Consider the following 19,691-nt stretch of genomic DNA (forward strand, 5'->3'; position numbering starts at 1 on the left):
TTCCCTCCTGTTTCAATAGGTGGGATAGAACTCACAACTTCACTGGTATTTGGTGCAACCCCATAACACCTAGAAACGGGTTAATTGGGAAACGTACATTCTTGCCAGCTTTTGTTGGTAATAAACCATACCAATTGCCGTTGATTTCTTCAATCGGCGTAAATATAGATACATTATTATATAATTCCGGTTTCGTTGCGCTAGCCCCTCTTGTGGGCCTGTATTTTCTGGAAATTCGCCAGGAAGGGCACCTTTACCATGGCGGTTAGAAATGACACCATATGGAACTCGCGTTTGCAACGAAAGGACTTCCACTTTAAGAACATCTCCAGGCATCGCTCCCTCAACCGCTACGGGCCCAGTGATAATATGAGGTCCGTCTTTTACATAATCATGCTCAATCTCCGAAGCCGCAATTGCCTTTGCATCATCCAATACGCCATCGGGCGAGATACCATATTTGCCGAAGTACTCCACTGGATTTCTCCCTTGATCCTCGATCAGTCCCTCATGCGATACCGTATCAAATGTTACAGCACTTCCTGATGGTACAGTAAGAATAGGAGAGCTATCTCGATTAGGCAGTGATCCCCAGCGAATGTTCTCAATCGCAGACGTTACATAATAATCGCCTTCTACCTTATCGATGGTTGTTGGTTGCAGCGGCATACTAAAACCCACTGAAGGTAGAGCAAATGTAAACATACTTACAATCCCAACTGAAACCCCTAATTTCCTAATCGTTCGGTTAATAAACATTACATCTCCTCCATCACATTATGTAATATTACCTAACACTTAAATACACACTAACATATAAATATATTTACAACAATGCACTTATGTGAGTAAACTTTACATAAATTAACTATATATCAATAGCAACTTATACAAATAAATGGAATGTCATTATACTTTTCATATCTAAGACATATAAAATTTAAATACATCTAGCAAACTTGAGGATACTCCTTTGGAGATTTGGTTGAAGGCATAATTACCTACCCGAACGTGATTGCACTGGAAGAAGGAGGATATACGAATATGAAGGTGTATTCCGGAGGCCGAGTGACTGAATTAGTTATGAGGGGAATGCGTTGGCTGCAGGCATGAATAACGTCAAAGAACCCGCGCTCTGCGCAGGTTCTTTGTGTTCGGCTTGGGTGGTGTCCCTCTCGGTACATAGTGCTCTGAGATACTCCGAAACAATTAAAAAGTAAATTTTCACTCTCATTCCACTTCACTGTTGTCGTTGTCGCCTGGAATAAATTCCAGAATGTCTCCAGGCTGACAGTCTAAGATTTCGCAGATTGCTTCCAAGGTAGAGAAGCGGATCGCCTTCACTTTCCCCGTTTTCAGATTGGACAGATTGACATTGGAGATCCCTACCTTATCAGCCAGGTCATTCAATTTCATTTTTTTGTCGGCCAGAACTCGGTCGAGACGTATAATAATCGGCACTGTCATCAGTCTCCATTCTCATAAAGTCGAATCATGCTCTTCCTGCAGAAGAGCGCCATATTTGAAAATCTCGGAGACGAACAGCACGAGTATGCCGATGATAATTCCGATTAAAGAGATACTGCCCAGATTAATGGAGAAGATACGAGTTACGAACAGGCAGATCAAAATGTTGAGAAGCAGCTTCGCCAGCAAAGAATACAGGATAACGGCAACTCCCAGCCTTCTTAGACGAGTGGCATTCGCCAGGCTAAACGGGCTGCTTCCGCTAAGTATGCTACCTATTATATAGCGAATCTGGCCAATCGAGTAGATGTAAGTAAGGAAAATAAGCATAGTGTTGGTCAAAGTGACGACCAGATAAGCCGTCTTGGCATCGAACATATCAGGATTGATCGGTTGAAAATAAGTGAAAGGCACCATGACACTATTCGTCACAGTATCCGATAATGGTACTGAAAAAAACCAGTGCGCAACTCCCTTCTCTGCAGTGAATAACTCCTGAGGCTTTAATCCGATCCATAGTTTATAACAGACTAACGCAACGAGTAGCGCAATTCCTCCCCAATATCCGATCATAAGTGCGACGTGCATTCTTTTGAGGCCAGGCTTGGCTCTAAATTCAATTCCGTTCATGAACAATCTCCTTTCCATGTGAGCTTACAATATATACTAAATCATAAATTCACGAAAAACAATATAAATTTAATGATAAACATTAAACTATTAACGAAAAACTACTTCAAACTTCTTGATGATGAGCGATCTGCTCGCACAACTTCGCACAGACAAGCAGGAAGCTAGAGTCTCTTCACTGTATTGACCGATGGTTTTGTGAGCTGAATGAGGAGTTCAGATTGGTTTTAAATCACATCGATTGTAAATTCATTCTGCCGTCATCCTGAGATTCAAACTAGATTCGAATTATAATACGATGTAGATGATTGGTATTATCCCCTAATTCTCTTATAATGGATAAGTTAAAGAATAATATACTATTTTAGGGAGAGAGAGTATGAGAAAGAGTAGTAGGCGCTTTACCACATGGTTTTTAACTGTAGCAGCTATGATTTTGTTTAGTGGGTTGCTACCGATTACAGGTGGAAGAGCAGAAGCAGCACAAGAGCGGTTTAAATCCGAATTCGAATTTGAATTCAAGTATGAGGAGGAAGCATCCAGAGTTATACCTCAGGTTCGTGTAACGAAGTTTTATTTTGATGACGGTCGTGTGGAGACTGAACTTCATGAATTTCCTAAGCAGGCACGGGCTGTATCGAAAGATGCGCAATCCTTAGAGAGTGCACGCAAAAAAGATGATCCAGCGCTGAAGCAAACATTTTATCCAGGCTGCGGTTGGGGCTTTGGCACACAAGTGATGAACACAGAGAAAGGTCCACTAGCTTTTACGATTTATTGTGATTCAACGACAGACAAATTACCAGATGCAAAAGGTGAAAAGAAGTCAGTAAGCAATCATGTTATCTATAAATATGATCTCGAACGCAATCTTCTAAGCGTGTTGAATCAGGTACAAACGTTCGGGAAAAGCCGACCTCCGTTTCAAATGTATTATGACTTTGGAGGATATACCTTGCAAGAAGATAACGGAGAAATAAACTATGAAGAACGAAATACCCGAGTCTATTCACTGCTCAGTAACAAACTGCTGGCGCGTATTGCTGGATATCCACAGGTAATTGGCCAAACCTTAAGGTACACCGAGTACAAAAAGATATCCAATGATCCAAAAGTTCTCGCCAAAATCGGCAATTATCATACATATGGAAATAATCATTTCTCGGTAGAAACATTCATTTTGAATTCAGACGGAACCCGAACAAAAAGCAAGATTCCCGCCGCACTGCCAAACAATGTTTTTTATGAAAATAAAATCGGTTCATTAACCTATGTCCTGTATAAAAATCCAAAAGGCGAAAATACCATGGTAGGTTATCGAACTTCTACAAGTGCAGCAATCAAGCCATTATCTCGCGTAGATGCTTCAAGTTCCATACGATTCTCTAAGTACGAACGTTACGTTCTGATTCATCAGCAAACAGCCAAAGAAAAAACGATAAGAATCATCGATACAAAAACGGCAAAAGTTGTATCCGAAATTCCGGATACCGGCTTTTCAGTGTATAGGGAAGTTGGCGATTCAATTCTTTTATTCCAAGCCGAAAAGAAAGATTACTACCTGCATGTGCCAACAGGAATTGTCACCCGTAATATGGAAAACTCCCAATTGGTACAAACCGATACAGGTGGCTACACGGGTGACCAATCGAAGCTGATCTCCATACAGGCTCCACCACAAATGCTCGTAAACGGCAAACCGATGCGTTATGCCGGCCAAGGCCCCTTCCTGACCAAGGACAACCGATGGTACGTAGAAGTGAACGATTTTGCAAAGGCAGCGGATGCTACAGTGTCCAAAACTTCCAGTGGACTTATGATCAATCGTGGTAATTACAAAATGACCGTCTCCAAAACCGATAAAACGGTATTAACCTGGGCTGGGCAGACCTTCGTTCCGTTGGAGACACTGAACGAAAAATTAGGCATGGCTGGAGGTTTCTTGAATTCCCTTTTAGGTAAAGGCTACGAATACAAAGTGCTCCATGTTTTCTCCAAAGATCTGAAAGAAGCAGATGTGATCGCTCGCCCTGATCTGTATGAGGCCATCGAAAATCATTCAGGAAATTATTATACAATGGAAAACGGTAAACCTGCCGCAAGGCCGTTGTCGGAAGCCAACAGATATTATTATGATGGAACTAATCTCATCTTCAAAGATGGCTCACTCGTAAATGTTGCTTCTATTCACAATGCGGGTGGCCGTACCTTGCGAAATATTATCTTCGATATCAATAAACTGAAACATGTCATTGCCGTCTATGGTACGCCGAATGCAACCAAAACTGGAGGACAAATGGTACGCTGGTACGAGGTGGAGGGTAACGTGCTGGTATTCGAGAGTAACACGAATTTGAACGGCGCTTATTATATTTCACGATAAACCATGAATTGCTCCAAGCCCGATTCCTAATAAGGACTCGGGCTTTTTTTATAAAACTTACGATGAAATGAATTCTGATTCCCCGCTCTCCACCAACTTAACGATCTCGTCCAATTGTCCATCGACCGCCAGCGGTGTGTACATCCACCATTTATCGTAGGATACGGTGTGTACGTTTCCTTTACGAACAACATTTAAGTTGCCCCACACTTCTGAGCGACACAGCTTACGGAAAGCGGCTTCGGCATACGGATTTTGCCCATTCACCATGACAAACAGTCGATCCGCATCATAATTGCGAAGCTCTTCGAAGGGTAGCTTGTCCGAGAAGGCATTATGACCGTTATAGTTGTTAATGAATTGCTGCACGAGTGGATGAGGGGTCAACTGAAGGGAGCGATGTAGTACATGCCCCATGTTCCGGTTACCTGCCACACGAAAGCCTGTGTCATCGATCACCAGTGCCGCATACGTATCTTGTAATCCAATAATGGAAGCAAGTCGCTCTTTGGTTTGGGCAACTCTAAGCTGATGCTGTTCCATCCACTCTCTGCTTCTGCTGCGCTTGTTCACCACAGCAGAGACGCTGTCCAACTGTTGGTATACATCCTGAGATTGCCAGGGGATGCGAACCACTTCAGCAATCTTGGAAAACTGCTCGTATTCTCCCGTCGTCATATGCTCATATCCCAGAATAAGATCAGGCTCCATACCACGAATGGCCTCGAGATCGTACGGTTCCCATTCAAATGGTCTGATTTCAGGCAAATACGGACGAACATACTCATTACGATACAAATGATAATCAGGTGCTCCGATGGGCGTCATACCGAGTGCAAGCAAGTGAGAAGTGAATAGCAGACCGATTACACGCGGCTCGCGTTGCTTCATATACATACTGGGAGATACTCCTTCTTGCTGCTTGAACCTGCGGCTGAAATAAAACTCGTCCTTGAAGCCAACCTGTGTGGCAATCGCGTGCATATCCCGGCTTGGTGAACGAAGCAAACGCTTCGCATGATCGACTCGCACGCGATGCAAATAATCCATCGGACTTGTTCCTGTGATCTGTCTGAAAATATGGCTATACTGCCTTGTGCCAACACAGGCCATGGCAGCCAGCTCTCCCACCTTCCAATGTTGCTGGTAATTTTCCTCGATATGAGTAATGGTTCGAAGCACAGCTTCCTTCGTATTGGCAGGTTGATCCGCACACGCCTTAACTGCAAATTGAAAAAGTGCCTCCTGAAGCAAAATTCCCCGCCTAAAGCGGCTCATGCCTATGTCTGTCATCCTTAGCTCTGCAATCTGATCCAGGAGTTCCATCAGATTAGCCAAAGGCTGTATGGAAACCAATCGATTCCCGATTATTGTTAATGGATGCTCCTCGGTCTCTCCATCCCAATCTGCACTAAATTCCAATTTATGCGCATGCACGATCTGCCCAGGCTGTTGTTCCCACTCTATGACCGTTCCAGGAAGAACCAGAATACTACTGCAAGGAACAATTGGGAAGCGTTGTCCGTCCACAACGGCAATACCTTCGCCCTCATTCATCACCCACAATGCATAATTGCCCGAAGTGAACACCCGATGTTCTATATCCGAATGAAACGTATACACTTCGAGCCCGTTCCACCGCAAACGTACATGATCCAAAGGTAAATCAAAGTTCTGCCAATCCACAGTTGTTCACCTTCCTCCAAATGAAAATGATTCTCATCTACAACTCATTGTACGATAATTTAGACATGCAGAAAAGCCCCCTATATATAGGGAGCTTGTACACTAGTTCTTCCTTATTGTTTATGTTGTTTAAACAATTCCACTGCTTCGTCCAGCAGCGCATCGGTGGAAAATAACGTATAAGACCACCATTTGTCATGCGGTACGATAAATACGTTGCCGTTTTTGACCGCAGGCAGGTTCTGCCACAGCTTGGACTCCTTCATTTTCTCATAAAATTCCGTTGAGCCTGGTTGGGTATCATTCACCTTAATGATCAAGTAATCTGCAGTAAGCTCAGGCAATTTCTCCAGTGATTGCGGCTCGGTATACACGAGGAATCCATCACTTTTATCAACCTCTTCCTGAACCCATGGCATGCGTTTCAATCCGAGCAGTTCATGCAATACAAAGCCCATATTGCGATTACCTGCGACTTGGAAAGAATCTTTGAAAATTTCGACAGCCGCTACTGTCTGGTCTGCTCCAACAAGGCTGCTCATTTCCGCTTTGCGTTCTTCTACCTTCGCCTCATGCTTCGTAATCCATTCTTCTGCTTCTGACTTTTTGCCAACGATATCACCGATATATCTCAGTTGATCGTACAGATTGTCTTCCCATGGATAGACCACCGTCGGAGCAATCTTCTCCAATTGTTCAAGCACATCCGCTTCGACAAAGGAGGACGCGATGATCAGATCTGGCGCAAGTGCTGTCACAGCTTCCATATTAGGTGGATAGTCACCAGCGATTTCAACTTTGCTAGCTGCATTTTTGAGATAATAATCCTGATCAATCTCATACTGGAGTCCACCTACTGGCGTAATACCAAGGGCAAGTAATTGCGTCGTTGCACTGATTGAGAAAATACGCTGTGCTTGCACAGGAATCTCTTTGGTTCCCGTAGGATCTGTAAAAGTTTTCGTTTGTGCAGCATCATTGGATGCCACTTCTTCCTGCGTTGTCGTTCCTGTGTCCGTTGACGACGAAGCCGTCTGGCTTCCAGTGGATGAACCACTATCGGCTTGCGTTCCACACCCCGCCATAATTAAGATCAACAGCAATACGATTGCTGCAGACATCATGCTATGCAACCCTTTTCGTTTCATTAATGGATCTCCTCGCTATGCAGTATTCAGTAATGAGAATCAATATCACTTAGACTAGAATACCGGACAGCCCTCTTCTTTGCACATGGAGAATTCGGCGATTTTTCTTAGATCATTGAGAGATTAAGTGTTCTCCGTTAAACAAGATTTGAATCTGCTATCTTCACAATAGGCTATAACATGATTATAATAACTCAATCACATCAAAGGCTGGCCTCAGCAGCTCTTGAAAGGAAGAAACTCCTCATTGAAATCAATCCTGAATATACAAGAGCACTTGCTAATCTGGAACTGTGCGGCGATCAATGTTATGGATGTACGACATATTGTAGTTCAAGCGGGCGAGTACATCCCATCTTACCTATTACCTGCCAATGCCTTTCTCTATACAACGCAGGGGAATGCGACTGTTATTTTAGATGGAAACGAACATGCAACCAAGCCTTATTATATGCTTCATGGGGGCAAAGGTACCAAGCTTGATATCATCCTCACGGATGAAATCTTTCAATATTATCTGATCTTCTACAAAGCTTCCATCCCAGCTTCTGCTGGGCAGCGTGCACTTCGCCATATCGATCAACACTTGCCGTTTCGTATGCAATATGGTTTTGTTCCCCTCCATCCTGCCATTCTCTATGAACTATCTGAACGGATGCTGAGCGAGTGGCTTGTATCGGAACGTTTGGAACGGTTACATGTCAAAACTCTATTCTATCAATTTGTATATGAACTGTTTCGACAAATGAATCAGCAGCAGGTCAACCTAATCAGACCTAACTTAACTTCTCAGCTTATTCACTACATGCAGGCAAACTATGCAGAACCAATCACCCTGGAATCTCTTGCACGTACGTTTCATTATAGCGCTCCTTATCTGTCCAAATCCTTCAAGCGCGAAATCGGTACAAGCATCATCGATTATTTAATAAACATTCGAATGGACAAAGCAAAAAATTTATTACAACAGACGGATCTATCTCTACAAGAGATTGCAACAAGTATCGGATATGCAGACGTATCTTACTTCATCAGAATTTTTAAAAAGTCTACCGGAGTAACACCGAAACAGTTCAAGCATGAGTCTATGTCTGTAGAAAAAAGAACGGATCATCCTACGGTTAAGCTTGGATCGTCCATTGCCGCACGCAAATTGCGTCGTTATATTGATAACAAAGATGATAATCATTATCAATATAGCGAAAAAGGGGATTTACAGATGTATAGAAGCAAGCTACCGATAGGAATCGCCTTACTGCTATGTCTAACTCTTCTCGTTAGTGCATGCTCCAGACCAGCAACCACGAATGGAGGTGCAGGCAGCGCAGCCCCAACAGTAAGCAACACAACCAATACAGCAGCGGGAACAGCAACGGGCAGCCCAGAATTGATAACATACTCTGCTATTAACGGCGAGGTGCAGATTCCCAAAAACCCTCAAAGAATCGTCATGGTGGCAGGAGCTTTCACCGGGCATCTATTAGCCCTTGGTCTTAAGCCGGTAGGTGCTGGCGATGAGTCTTTTAACAACTACACAGAAGGCAAGTTGGACAACGTGGTCAACATTGGAAATGATGTGCCCTATGAGCAAATTATGGAGCTGCAGCCCGATTTAATTATTGTCTGGAATGATCCTGAAACGATTGAAAAGCTGTCTAAAATTGCTCCAACTGTCGCAGTTGAGTACGGTAAGCCTCTTCGGGAGCAACTCATGGATTTTGGCCAGATGACTGGTAGAGAAGAGCAAGCGAAAGCTTGGATTGCAGAATGGGATGCAAAGATCAATGAATACAAGCCACTCGTGAAGCAAGTGGTAGGTGACAGCACGGTTTCCATTTTTGATTCGGGAAGTGCGAAGGAATTTTATGCTTACGGCAGTTTTGGCCGAGGTGGAGACATCATTTATGGTGAGTTCGATCTGAAGGCACCGCCAATCATTCAGAAAGAAGCCATTGATAGCGGTAAAGGCTGGGCTAAGCTATCTCTTGAACTGTTACCTCAATACGCAGGGGATTATATCTTTATTAGTGGCTGGACAGGCGATGAAAAGGCCTCTTCTATATTTGAGGGGAATATCTGGGATAACCTCCCTGCTGTTCAGAATAATCACGTTTATGTTGAGGATAGTCGTGGCTTCGTGTTTAGCGACCCGATCTCGCTAGAAGCCCAACTTGAATTTGTGGTTAATAGCCTTACGAAGTGATTAAAAGTTAGTAGTCGAGAAGGGACATTTCTCGCAGTATACTCAAGAGCCCGCGGACACCGCGGGCTTTTGTTATGGTCAGATTTATAATTTATAAGCATGCAGACATTCCTGGAGAATCCTCATCTTACAAGGACAGCACTACATCCTCTTACCTTTCAAATGTGGCTACGATTACGGCTCTGCCTAATGTATGAGTTAACATGTTAAACCCTAAAAATGCCGGTGTGGCATGAGCGGGAACGCCGAGATCCTCAACATCCAGAGCGTGTACAATAAAATAATAACGATGCGGACCGTCTCCGACTGGTGGCGCTGCACCAATAAATCCTGCAAACAACCCATCGTTCTTCAATTGAATAGCGCCATCCGGCAAACCTGAACCATGCTCATGACCTGCTCCTGTTGCCAATGCTGTCACGTTAGCAGGGATATTAAAGACGGACCAATGCCAGAATCCAGATCCTGTTGGTGCATCCGGGTCATATACGGTAACCGCATAACTTTTGGTTCCCTCTGGAGCACCAGACCATTTCAATTCAGGCGAAATATCTTGCCCTCCTTCTACTCCGAATTTCCCCGAGAGTTGCGGAGCAGATAACACACTATTATCAGTAATATCAGAACTTGTCACATTAAAACTAGCCACTTCAGGCAATCTTGCAAACGGATTATTTTGTTCACTTCTCATGATAAACCTCCACGTTGTTCTCTTATATGTAGGAGCGGCCGTTCCATGATCGAAGTATAACAAACATTATTTCATTGTAAAAATAGATAGTTTTAATTATAATCATTGTGATTTTGAATGATTGGAGAGAAGCCATTTGGAGTTGAGACATTTAGAAGCATTCAAGACGGTCTGTGAACAGTTGCATTTTACCAAAGCAGCCGAGATGTTAAACATTGCACAACCGACTCTAAGTCAGCAGATCAAAGCGTTAGAGGAAGAGATTGGGACGCCTTTATTTGATCGGCTAGGCAAGAAGATTTTAGTTACAGAAGCAGGCCAAATTCTCTATAACCAATGCACCCAAATTTTTAGAAATCTAGACTATGCCTATGATGCGATTAATGACTTACGGACGATGCAACGTGGCAAATTAGTGTTGGGTGTACTCCCCTGTGATGTGGATGAGCTATTGACACCTGCTGTGATTGAATTTCACCAAACGTTTCCCAACATTCAGCTCTTGATCCAAGACTCCGATCGAATTGTAGAAGAGGTGCTGGAAGGCAGCATAGATATTGGCATCACGACAGTTCCTGTAATCCATGACAGTAGGCTCATTCATTTGCCTTTGTATACAGAGCAATTTGCAGTAGCTGTATCTAAAAACAGTGAGTTAGCAGTACGTTCTGAGGTAACACTGAATGAACTTAAAGATTGGAAGCTTGTGTTATTTCCCGATCATCATCCTTGCCGTAAATTAATTAATAGCCTGTGTGAAGAACAAGACTTTAGCGTGAGTCCTATTATTGAAACGTCTGCCATGATTTCTTTAATGCGATTAGTTAAAAATAATGTCGGTGCAGCTATTCTGCCCAAACCACTTTTGCAATCCTGGGATGAGCGGTTCTATCACATAATCAATCTGATCGAGCCCACCCCGGAACGAGATATTAGTATCATCTATCGATCTGACAAATTCCTGAGTCAGGCGGGTAGAGCGCTTATTAGCAAAGTTATGAAGCAGTTCACATAGATCACTTCCATGATCGCAAGCTTCTACTTTTGAGCCAGTTATCAAAAGGACGGACAAGCCGCAAGCACAATGGCCTTTCGCAAATGGATTCCTTTGATGACGGAAAGCGATATTTTCCTGATTTTTTAGTGAAACAGTATATCGCAGGGTAGACTCTGACCAACGATCATTATGCATATGTCAAAAGCCGGTCAATTCAATTTCAGCCTGCACTTCTTGCAGGCTTGTTTGTGTTCCATGGCACGCTTGCCCCTTATCATTGCATAGAGCAAGCACTCCAATGTAAAACCCGCCAAGTTTGTATTTCCGCCATCTCAACCTCTCCTCTCTAATCAAGTTACGTTTACAAAATTAGATAAAAAGTGATTGTATTCTAGCAAAAATATGATATGATAGCGTCAAGTTAATAAACATTTAAAAGAAAATATGAAAAATAATTACAATTAATTTCGTTTTTTTATGGATTGATATCATTTAATCCATTGTATTGAAAGCGATTGCAACAAACAACCGGAGAGATTATAGCGTTTCTAGCAGCGTCCTTCGATTGCAAAATTACTGTTGGGTTATAGCTGTCCGTGGCCGTCGTGATATGTACACGCCGTGCAAGTCGTATGGCTTGAGCCATAGATGATGCATCCCAGATCTAACGACGAAGAAATACAAGAAGAACGGAGGTGAAGTGAGGTCATTCCCGTTTTCACATTTTAACTTATGGAGGCGAAATGTATGATCCGTAAACCCCTTGCCATGATAATGTCTTTTCTTCTGGTGCTGTTCCTCTTCCCCGCTCAATCAAGCCATGCAGCCAATGCACCACTTGCCAAGCTCCCTGGGAACGCCAACCCCCTTATCGATCATAAATTGGGAGCAGACCCGTATGTGCTTGTACATAACAATCGGGTCTATGTATATATGACGGGTGATTCATATCTGTATAACAATGATGGCTCCATTAGAGAGAACCAGTACAGTACCATCGGCAGAATCAATGTAATCTCCTCTTCCGATCTCGTGAATTGGACAGATCATGGCTCTATTCCAGTAGCTGGTGCGAACAATGCCAATAACGGTCAAGGTATAGCCAAGTGGGCAACCCAATCCTGGGCTCCTGCAATGGCGAAGAAAACGATCGGTGGCAAAGATAAATTCTTTCTCTATTTTGCAAATTCCGGTGGCGGTATTGGTGTACTAACAGGTGATTCACCTATCGGCCCTTGGTCAGATCCGCTGGGACGTGCACTTCTGACACATAGCACACCGGGTATGGCTGGGGTAACCTGGTTATTCGATCCGGCTGTTCTTGTCGATGACGATGGTTCGGCTTATCTGTACGCGGGTGGGGGTATTCCAGACGCCAATAATGCAGCATCCATCGCTAATCCAAAAACAGCTCGGGTGATTCGTCTCGGCGCGGATATGATCAGTGTGGTAGGAAGTGCTGTAACGATTGATGCCCCTTATATGTTCGAGGATTCGGGCATACACAAATACAATGGCAAATATTATTACTCCTATTGCATCAACTTTGCGGGGACACATCCTGCGGCATATCCAAAAGGCGAAATCGGATATATGGTAAGTGACAGTCCAATGGGTCCATTTACGTATCAAGGACATTTTCTCAAAAATCCCGCAACGTTCTTCGGCGTAGGTGGGAATAACCATCATGCCGTGTTCCAGTTCAACAATCAATGGTATGTCGCGTATCACGCACAAACAGTAAGCAAAGCATTTCTTGGCGATGGTAAAGGATATCGTTCGACGCACATCAACATGCTGACACATAACGTGAATGGAACGATTCAGGAGGTACAAGGCAACATGGCTGGTGTTCCCCAAATTGCCAACCTGAATCCGTATGTTCGCGTAGAAGCTGAGACCATCGGCTGGCAAGCGGGAGTTACAACTGAACCGAGCCAAGCGAGCGGTGGGCCGATTGCTAACCAGAACGTGACGAACATTCATAATGGAGACTGGGTTGCTGTGAGTAATGTTGATTTTGGCTCGGCTGGTGCTTCAAAATTCAAGGCCAATGTCGCTTCTACAGGAAATGGTAACATTGAGGTTAGACTGGACAGTCCAACTGGCCCTCTAGTTGGAACTTTGAACGTAAGTCCAACTGGCGGTTCACAGACTTGGAGAGAGCTAGAGACGAATGTGACCAATGCTGCGGGGGTACATGATCTGTATCTAGTATTTGCCGGCACGGGGAATGGGAACTTGTTCAACTTGGATTACTGGCAATTCACATCCGGCTCAGGCACTACTCCGAATCCCAACCCTGTCGTGAGCCGTTATGAAACTGAAACAATGACCATCGGTGGTCCCTATGCTGGCCTGATCAGTTCTCCTTTTAATGGCGTAGCTCTATATGCAAATAATGACTATGCGGCATATAATCAATATTTTGCCTTCCCAACTCACAACTTTTCGGTTCGCGGAGCGTCCAACAACAATAATACCGCCCGTGTTGATCTGGTGATTGGTGGAGTAACAGCTGGCTCCTTCTACTTCACTGGAACCCAACCCACAGTGCAGACACTGTCGAACGTTACCCATGCCACAGGGAATCAGGAGGTTAAGCTGGTGGTCACCACAGATAATGGTACATGGGATGCATACATCGACTACCTTGAGCATTCCCAATAATTCAAGCACCTAAGAGAGTGCTCTTTCGAATCGATCTATAGCTGTACTGAGCATTATCCAATAAGTAAATCACGAGGAGTGAGGAAATGGTCAAAGCAGTGGATGTACCCTCCTAAATTAAATATTTTATTTTTAGGAGGGTGAACATTGAATTTTAATATCATTGATATGCATCAATGGGGGAGAAAGCCTTATTTTGAACATTATCTCAACCATGTCTGTTGCACTTACAGTATGACTGTGCAGATTGATATCAGTCGGATGCAAGAGGAGCTTAAGCGGACAGGCATAAAGCTGTATCCGGCTTTAATCTATATGATTACGAAAGTCGTTAATCGACATCGTGAATTCCGGACTTCTTTTGACCCTGAAGGACGGTTAGGGGTTTGGGAACAGATGTCTCCTAGCTTCACGATCTTTCATGAGGAACATCGAACGTTCTCAAGTATCTGGACAGCGTTTAGTGAGCATTTTCCAACATTTTATCAACGGTACCTTGAAGAAACGGCGAAATACCATAATGCAGATCAATTATTTCCTAATCCCAATGTGCCGCCGAACACGTTCCCCATTTCATGTATACCGTGGGTTAATTTCACTGGATTCAACTTAAACGTCTATTCGGGAGAGCGTTATTTACTTCCTATTTTTACGATTGGGAAATTCCTTCGCCAAGATGATAAGGTTCTGCTACCTCTATCGGTTCAATTCCATCATGCAGTATGCGACGGGTATCATGCTAGCTTGTTGTTTAATGAACTTGAAGAATTAGCAGCAGAATGTACAGATTGGCTGAAGGGCGTTAAATATCCTCACTGAATATCAACGGTGTATGTAGAAGCCAGAAGCTCAGCATAGCTGTCATAACCAACCACAATATAATGCTTTAGCTGCAGTCGATCCGTTGGATCGTATTTTTCACGTTCTTGTTCAAGCCACTGCGAATCCCTAACCTGGTATATACCTGTATCTGGGTTACTTCCATTCATCTCGTATGTATTATGGTTTGCCTCATAGAAATTAAGTGTAATACACCGAAGCTCAGCCACATTAGAAAAACTCAACTTCATCTGGTGATACTTCATTTCTCCGGATTCTACGAGCGGTGTAACATCAACGTTAATATTCACGCCATTCTGTTCTGTATAACGAACCTCCATCTCGGTTGTAGAGATGCGGTAGTCTAATCGTTCTGGTTTCAATGAAAGCATGAATCATATCCTCCTTCGTCTTTCGTTGGCTTAAGCTGTAATCGGAAAACGTAAGAGGTCGTCCATAAAAAAATCCCTCTATAATAGACAGATTAATCGACTTTCTTATCTCTGTCTATTATAGAGGTTTCATATCAAGTACTACGTTACCCCTCAGCATGATCCGCAAGGAGCTCCCTGTTTATGAATTTGATACAAAGCGTGAAATTCTGTTAAGTGATAGTAAGACTGCCGCTTGCATATCCGGCCAAGGTTGTAGCTACATCAATTCCGGCTGTTACGGATGCCGAGAACACCATAAGCAGGCGGTCACCCGCAGCTACTGGAATACTTAGTCCCGTGGTCAATCCGCTGGATATTGTGCCCAGTGCCAAAACGCCGGTCAGTGAAGGAGCCAAGGTAACCAATGCACCAGGTACAGCTGTAAAGGTGTTATTAGGTGTAGTGGAATGGAACAGTTGTGCAGTTATGGTTACTGTAGATCCCACCAAGCTAAGCCCAGCTGTCGTGCTGAAATAGGCAGCCAGTGAAGAAATCGTTCCTGCACGAGATGCTGAGAAAGCAAAGTTAAGCAAGGTGCCTGCAGCGCCCGTGAGATCAATAATGCCTCCGTTAATACTTATTCCTGTGGCACTGTTGCCAAAACCAACCAAACTCGAGGTATTTAAAAGTCCACCTAATACTGTAGTCAACGCGACTGGAAGTCCCGATGCATAAGGAATGATCGCTCCAGAACCTGCTGCACCTGTCGCTCCTGTTGTACCCGCTGTGCCGGTCGCTCCCGTTACTCCTGTTGTACCCGCCGTGCCGGTTGCTCCCGTCACTCCCGTTGTACCCGGTGTACCTGTTGCTCCCGTTACTCCTGTCGTACCCGCGGTGCCGGTTGCTCCGGTCACTCCTGTCGTACCCGCTGTGCCGGTTGCTCCCGTTACTCCCGTCGTACCCGCTGTGCCGGTCACTCCCGTCGTACCCGCGGTGCCTGTTGCTCCTGTTACTCCCGTTGTACCCGCCGTGCCGGTCGCTCCCGTTACTCCTGTTGTACCCGCCGTGCCGGTCGCTCCGGTAACTCCCGTCGTACCCGCTGTCCCGGTCGCTCCCGTTACTCCTGTCGTACCCGGTGCGCCGGTTGCTCCGGTCACTCCTGTCGTACCCGCCGTACCTGGCGAGCCAGTTGCTCCTGTCGCTCCCGTTGTACCTGGTGTACCTGTCGCTCCCGTTACTCCTGTTGTACCCGCCGTGCCGGTTGCTCCCGTCACTCCCGTTGTACCCGCGGTGCCGGTTGCTCCCGTCACTCCCGTCGTACCCGCGGTGCCGGTTGCTCCCGTCACTCCCGTTGTACCCGCGGTGCCGGTTGCTCCCGTCACTCCCGTTGTACCCGCGGTGCCTGTTGCTCCCGTTACTCCCGTCGTACCCGCGGTGCCGGTTGCTCCCGTTACTCCTGTTGTACCCGCCGTGCCGGTCGCTCCCGTCACTCCCGTTGTACCCGCGGTGCCGGTCGCTCCGGTCACTCCTGTCGTACCCGGTGCGCCGGTTGCTCCTGTTACTCCCGCTGTACCCGGCGTGCCAGTTGCTCCTGTCGCTCCCGTTGTACCTGGTGTACCTGTCGCTCCTGTAGACCCGGTTGCGCCGGTGATGCTTGGGATTTCACCTAGCAATTCTGAAGAAACCAAACGATGAGCTGCTACCAAAGAGCCTGTGCTGCTTTTTCCCCATACGGATACTTGAACAGGATCATTAACCACCGCTGTTGTTGAAAAAGTAAACTCGAACGCATCAAAATTAGCAAAATAATTGTTGGTTATCACTTGATTTGGTGCAATGTCGAACGACTCACTGACATATAGAATCCTGGATCCATCAGTCATATAATACCCTTGTAATTGTATAGTGGAAGTTGCTGAATTGCTGCGATTATCAATTCTGATCGTAACGGACTGAGTCGGTCTTACACCGCTAACAGAATTATTCTCTATCGGTCCTGTTGATAAAAAACTCATCGCCACATCCTCCTCTTATGAGTGAATTCTACCTGCTAGATGTCCTTAACTGTTGTTTCGTGTACCACTATCCGATGTGCATCAACTAATTGCCCGGACGCTTGTTTGCCCCACACTGAAATCCCTACTTCCTCAACACCTTCCGTACTAGTCTCAAAAGTAAACTCAAAAGCATCCAAATCTGCGAAATAATTTTTGCTCAAAACTTCGTTAGGCGCCACACTGATTACTTCATGCACATACAGCGTTCTTGTTGTGCTTAATACATAACCCTGCAATAAAATGGTTACTGAATCCACATTAGCGCGATTGACCAATCTAATCGTGACCTGTTGTGTCGGTCTAACGCCAGAAACGGGGCTATTTTCAATCGGCCCAGTTGATAAAATACTCATTTTCCCCATCCCACCTTTTTATGAACCTCTAACTCTGGAAGTATTTCGTATATTGGGACACTAAGCCAACGGTGCGGATCAAAGACAGCGGGCAAATTCACCATTATCAATAAACAATAACAGTCTACACCCAGTGCTTAGCTATAAAAGGCTGGATTATGTACAGCAAGGAGGAGAAATAATGCAAGTGCAACTATGAGTTTTTTCCATTGTTACCCGCAGGTTGACTCTTTGTGTCTTAGCCAAAATGATTTCCAGAAGAAACTAAACGACTGTTTCCAGTAAATTATATGGAAACAGCCGCAGCTTAAGACTTTTTTTCGTGTTTACTTGGTCAATTTTTATGTAATCTAATGTGCTGTTCTTATGTCTGTCTCTACAATCTCCGCAATATATCCTTCTTCTTCAAGCCGTTCTTTTTGGCAGTAGCCTCCCAGAACGAATGCTTGGCTGCCCATTTCCAAGCAAAACGTGGGAAATTGGGACTGAAAAAGCGAGATTGTCCCGTCCCTTGTGTATTAATATGGTGTGCAAGTTCTTGGATTGCTCTGCCGAGATTCCGAAGAGGGCCTTGCCCAAGTGGAACCTTTTCTAGAAAACCCAACATCTCACCACCACCTTGCCCAACGCCTTGTCCAAAGGTAACGCCAGTGCGTAGACACCAATTTTGAATGATTTCAATAGCAATCTGATTCTGGTGTCCCTCATAAAACCCATTGTTCATCATGACATATAGATAAATATCCTTGTTACGTTCTTTTTTCATAAATTTCTCTAAGGTGACAAGCGTACTAAATAAATGGGATGGCAGGCCGTCCACGTACAGTGGCGATGCAATAACCAGTACATCCATATCGCAAAGTTCAATGAACTGCGCTTCTGTAAGTGCTCTCTGGCGAATTGGGAAGTGTTTAACTTCATGCTCTTCATGGATAAGAGGCTCCAGAGCTTGTAGCATGAAAGCAGAGTTGCTTTGTCTAACTTTGGGACTTCCGTTAATCATCGCGATTTTCATTGCAGCATCCCCCTAACATCTTGGACATGTGTGTGAAAGAACACACTATTATTGGTAGAAGCCCAGTTAAGACTATTGGCAGCAACAAGCTTCTTCGCTGTTTCCTTCTCATGTTCCGCAATGTCTCCACCATAAAAATGGACTGACAAGGCGAAGCGATTTTTGTACCGTTGCTTGTGGTGAGTCTCCCCATTCTTCGTAATGAAGTAAGGCAACACGTAAGAGATACTTCTGTTAAGTACGTTAAGCACAAAAGGGCTATAGCTTCCATACATACACTCGCTGACAATGATCAGCTCATCGATTTTGGAGAGACGTTCTCCCATATGTTGATAATCATCCCTTATAATACATACCCCAGGCGTTCTGGTCCAGCATCCAAAACAGCCAACACATTTGCGAATGGAGCCATTGTTGGTGACAACGTCCAGCTCCAAAGCATCTGTAGGATTATATATCTGACTCAACTGCTGTTCAGGCAAATCGTGAATTAACATTTTCATTATTTCCCCTCCTGAAATGGAGTTTGGATCGTGATATAATCACGCCAATTTCCAGAGAAACGAACACCATTGTTGGTGAGCAGTGAGGCTATACCGTGCACCATCGCCCACAATGCAATTAACTGTTGTGGACATTGCTCTTCGGGCAGGCCAACGGAACGAAACATACGATATGCAGTCGTGCGAAACAGTACAAACGGTGGGTAATCATCTTGGTCATAGTTATCCAGATTAATCGAAATTTTAGAATGATAGAACAAGAACTGAAAATAAGGCGGATGATCCACAAAAAAATCAATGTACGCCTGACCGAGCAAAGAAACTGCTTCGCGGCTGTCTTCCTGTCCATAGATGGCGGTGTGAAGCTTGTTCATAAATTGTGCCGTCACATGCTCCCCCATAGCAGCAAGTAATTCATCCACATTTTCAAAATGACTATAGGGCGCGGTGTGACTGACGTTACATTTTGCAGCCACCCGGCGCAGTGAAAAGCTCTTTAAACCATCCTCGTTAATTAGTCGAATACCTGCTTCAATCAGTTGACTTCGCAGATTGCCATGGTGGTACGGCTTTTCCTTCATGAAATAAAGTCCTCCCTTCTTAACATCTTAACACTGTAAAGATTGTATCATATAATCTTTACAGTGTTAAGATTAATTTCTGAATAACTTTATTCTTTTCACACAATGAGCAAA

Annotated in this window: 17 protein-coding genes; 5 read left to right on the top strand and 12 right to left on the bottom strand. The window is 44.5% G+C overall.

Going from position 1 to position 19,691, the window contains the following annotated elements; translation table 11 throughout:
- Nucleotides 1-69 precede the first annotated feature (69 nt).
- The 3 genes from DMB88_RS31475 to DMB88_RS21765 all read right to left on the bottom strand — a co-directional run bounded on the left by DMB88_RS31475 (nt 70) and on the right by DMB88_RS21765 (nt 2,097).
- Nucleotides 70-759 carry an acetamidase/formamidase family protein gene (locus DMB88_RS31475; protein ID WP_254438294.1) on the bottom strand — a complete coding sequence of 230 codons (690 nt, stop codon included), beginning with the start codon at nt 757-759 and terminating at the stop codon, nt 70-72.
- A gap of 471 nt (nt 760-1,230) precedes the next feature.
- Nucleotides 1,231-1,461 carry a helix-turn-helix domain-containing protein gene (locus tag DMB88_RS21760; RefSeq protein ID WP_128103022.1) on the bottom strand — a complete coding sequence of 77 codons (231 nt, stop codon included), beginning with the start codon at nt 1,459-1,461 and terminating at the stop codon, nt 1,231-1,233.
- Nucleotides 1,462-1,479: 18 nt separating this feature from the next.
- A complete protein-coding gene (locus DMB88_RS21765) occupies nt 1,480-2,097 on the bottom strand; it encodes a DUF2975 domain-containing protein (protein ID WP_128103023.1) in 618 nt (205 codons plus the stop codon).
- A 379-nt stretch (nt 2,098-2,476) separates the two neighbouring features.
- Between DMB88_RS21765 and DMB88_RS21770 the strand changes: the two genes are divergently transcribed.
- Nucleotides 2,477-4,480: a hypothetical protein gene (locus DMB88_RS21770; RefSeq protein ID WP_128103024.1), complete on the top strand. Its 2,004-nt coding sequence runs from the start codon at nt 2,477-2,479 to the stop codon at nt 4,478-4,480.
- 57 nt (nt 4,481-4,537) lie between these two features.
- On the opposite strand, the gene DMB88_RS21775 is transcribed toward DMB88_RS21770, so the two are convergent.
- Both DMB88_RS21775 and DMB88_RS21780 read right to left on the bottom strand, forming a co-directional pair.
- Nucleotides 4,538-6,166: an AraC family transcriptional regulator gene (locus tag DMB88_RS21775; RefSeq protein WP_128103025.1), complete on the bottom strand. Its 1,629-nt coding sequence runs from the start codon at nt 6,164-6,166 to the stop codon at nt 4,538-4,540.
- Nucleotides 6,167-6,279: 113 nt separating this feature from the next.
- On the bottom strand, nt 6,280-7,314 hold the full coding sequence (locus tag DMB88_RS21780; protein ID WP_128103026.1) for an ABC transporter substrate-binding protein: 1,035 nt from the start codon (nt 7,312-7,314) through the stop codon (nt 6,280-6,282).
- Nucleotides 7,315-7,561: 247 nt separating this feature from the next.
- On the opposite strand from DMB88_RS21780, the gene DMB88_RS21785 reads away from it, so the two are divergent.
- Nucleotides 7,562-9,517 (top strand): ABC transporter substrate-binding protein, encoded by a 1,956-nt coding sequence (locus DMB88_RS21785; RefSeq protein WP_128103027.1) that lies wholly within the window; start codon nt 7,562-7,564, stop codon nt 9,515-9,517.
- Between the two features lie 151 nt (nt 9,518-9,668).
- Here the strand turns inward: DMB88_RS21785 and DMB88_RS21790 are convergent, their stop codons facing one another.
- Entirely contained in the window at nt 9,669-10,208 is a 540-nt protein-coding gene (locus DMB88_RS21790) for a YbhB/YbcL family Raf kinase inhibitor-like protein (RefSeq protein WP_128103028.1), read from the bottom strand.
- A gap of 136 nt (nt 10,209-10,344) precedes the next feature.
- Here DMB88_RS21790 and DMB88_RS21795 point away from each other — a divergent pair, with 136 nt between their 5' ends.
- The 3 genes from DMB88_RS21795 to catA all read left to right on the top strand — a co-directional run bounded on the left by DMB88_RS21795 (nt 10,345) and on the right by catA (nt 14,694).
- Nucleotides 10,345-11,223 (top strand): LysR family transcriptional regulator, encoded by an 879-nt coding sequence (locus DMB88_RS21795; protein WP_164848759.1) that lies wholly within the window; start codon nt 10,345-10,347, stop codon nt 11,221-11,223.
- Between the two features lie 729 nt (nt 11,224-11,952).
- Nucleotides 11,953-13,875 carry a carbohydrate-binding protein gene (locus DMB88_RS21800; protein ID WP_128103030.1) on the top strand — a complete coding sequence of 641 codons (1,923 nt, stop codon included), beginning with the start codon at nt 11,953-11,955 and terminating at the stop codon, nt 13,873-13,875.
- A 147-nt stretch (nt 13,876-14,022) separates the two neighbouring features.
- Nucleotides 14,023-14,694 (top strand): type A chloramphenicol O-acetyltransferase, encoded by a 672-nt coding sequence (gene catA / locus DMB88_RS21805; protein ID WP_128103031.1) that lies wholly within the window; start codon nt 14,023-14,025, stop codon nt 14,692-14,694.
- On the opposite strand, the gene DMB88_RS21810 is transcribed toward catA, so the two are convergent.
- The 6 genes from DMB88_RS21810 to DMB88_RS21835 form a co-directional block, all read right to left on the bottom strand.
- Nucleotides 14,688-15,086 carry a hypothetical protein gene (locus DMB88_RS21810; protein WP_128103032.1) on the bottom strand — a complete coding sequence of 133 codons (399 nt, stop codon included), beginning with the start codon at nt 15,084-15,086 and terminating at the stop codon, nt 14,688-14,690. The two genes, catA and DMB88_RS21810, sit on opposite strands and share 7 nt — an antisense overlap.
- A 212-nt stretch (nt 15,087-15,298) precedes the next feature.
- Nucleotides 15,299-17,083 carry an exosporium glycoprotein BclB-related protein gene (locus DMB88_RS21815; protein ID WP_128103033.1) on the bottom strand — a complete coding sequence of 595 codons (1,785 nt, stop codon included), beginning with the start codon at nt 17,081-17,083 and terminating at the stop codon, nt 15,299-15,301.
- A 35-nt stretch (nt 17,084-17,118) separates the two neighbouring features.
- Entirely contained in the window at nt 17,119-17,478 is a 360-nt protein-coding gene (locus DMB88_RS21820) for a hypothetical protein (protein ID WP_128103034.1), read from the bottom strand.
- 376 nt (nt 17,479-17,854) lie between these two features.
- Nucleotides 17,855-18,493 carry an NADPH-dependent FMN reductase family protein gene (locus tag DMB88_RS21825; RefSeq protein WP_128103035.1) on the bottom strand — a complete coding sequence of 213 codons (639 nt, stop codon included), beginning with the start codon at nt 18,491-18,493 and terminating at the stop codon, nt 17,855-17,857.
- A complete protein-coding gene (locus DMB88_RS21830; RefSeq protein WP_128103036.1) occupies nt 18,490-18,996 on the bottom strand; it encodes a flavodoxin family protein in 507 nt (168 codons plus the stop codon). Before DMB88_RS21830 ends, DMB88_RS21825 begins: the two co-directional genes overlap by 4 nt.
- The gene (locus DMB88_RS21835) at nt 18,996-19,577 is read right to left on the bottom strand and encodes a TetR/AcrR family transcriptional regulator (protein WP_128103037.1); all 582 of its coding nucleotides are present in this window, start codon (nt 19,575-19,577) and stop codon (nt 18,996-18,998) included. The genes DMB88_RS21830 and DMB88_RS21835 overlap by 1 nt, the downstream gene beginning before the upstream one ends.
- Between the last annotated feature and the right edge of the window lie 114 nt (nt 19,578-19,691).

The sequence above is a fragment of the Paenibacillus sp. DCT19 genome, from assembly GCF_003268635.1.
GTDB lineage: Bacteria > Bacillota > Bacilli > Paenibacillales > Paenibacillaceae > Paenibacillus.

Coding starts and splice junctions, on each gene's coding strand:
- DMB88_RS31475 (WP_254438294.1), bottom strand. CDS start 759: ATGTTTATTAACCGAACGATTAGGAAATTAGGGGTTTCAGTTGGGATT.
- DMB88_RS21765 (WP_128103023.1), bottom strand. CDS start 2,097: ATGAACGGAATTGAATTTAGAGCCAAGCCTGGCCTCAAAAGAATGCAC.
- DMB88_RS21770 (WP_128103024.1), top strand. CDS start 2,477: ATGAGAAAGAGTAGTAGGCGCTTTACCACATGGTTTTTAACTGTAGCA.
- DMB88_RS21780 (WP_128103026.1), bottom strand. CDS start 7,314: ATGAAACGAAAAGGGTTGCATAGCATGATGTCTGCAGCAATCGTATTG.
- DMB88_RS21790 (WP_128103028.1), bottom strand. CDS start 10,208: ATGAGAAGTGAACAAAATAATCCGTTTGCAAGATTGCCTGAAGTGGCT.
- DMB88_RS21800 (WP_128103030.1), top strand. CDS start 11,953: ATGATCCGTAAACCCCTTGCCATGATAATGTCTTTTCTTCTGGTGCTG.
- DMB88_RS21810 (WP_128103032.1), bottom strand. CDS start 15,086: ATGCTTTCATTGAAACCAGAACGATTAGACTACCGCATCTCTACAACC.
- DMB88_RS21815 (WP_128103033.1), bottom strand. CDS start 17,083: ATGAGTTTTTTATCAACAGGACCGATAGAGAATAATTCTGTTAGCGGT.
- DMB88_RS21820 (WP_128103034.1), bottom strand. CDS start 17,478: ATGAGTATTTTATCAACTGGGCCGATTGAAAATAGCCCCGTTTCTGGC.
- DMB88_RS21825 (WP_128103035.1), bottom strand. CDS start 18,493: ATGAAAATCGCGATGATTAACGGAAGTCCCAAAGTTAGACAAAGCAAC.
- DMB88_RS21830 (WP_128103036.1), bottom strand. CDS start 18,996: ATGAAAATGTTAATTCACGATTTGCCTGAACAGCAGTTGAGTCAGATA.
- DMB88_RS21835 (WP_128103037.1), bottom strand. CDS start 19,577: ATGAAGGAAAAGCCGTACCACCATGGCAATCTGCGAAGTCAACTGATT.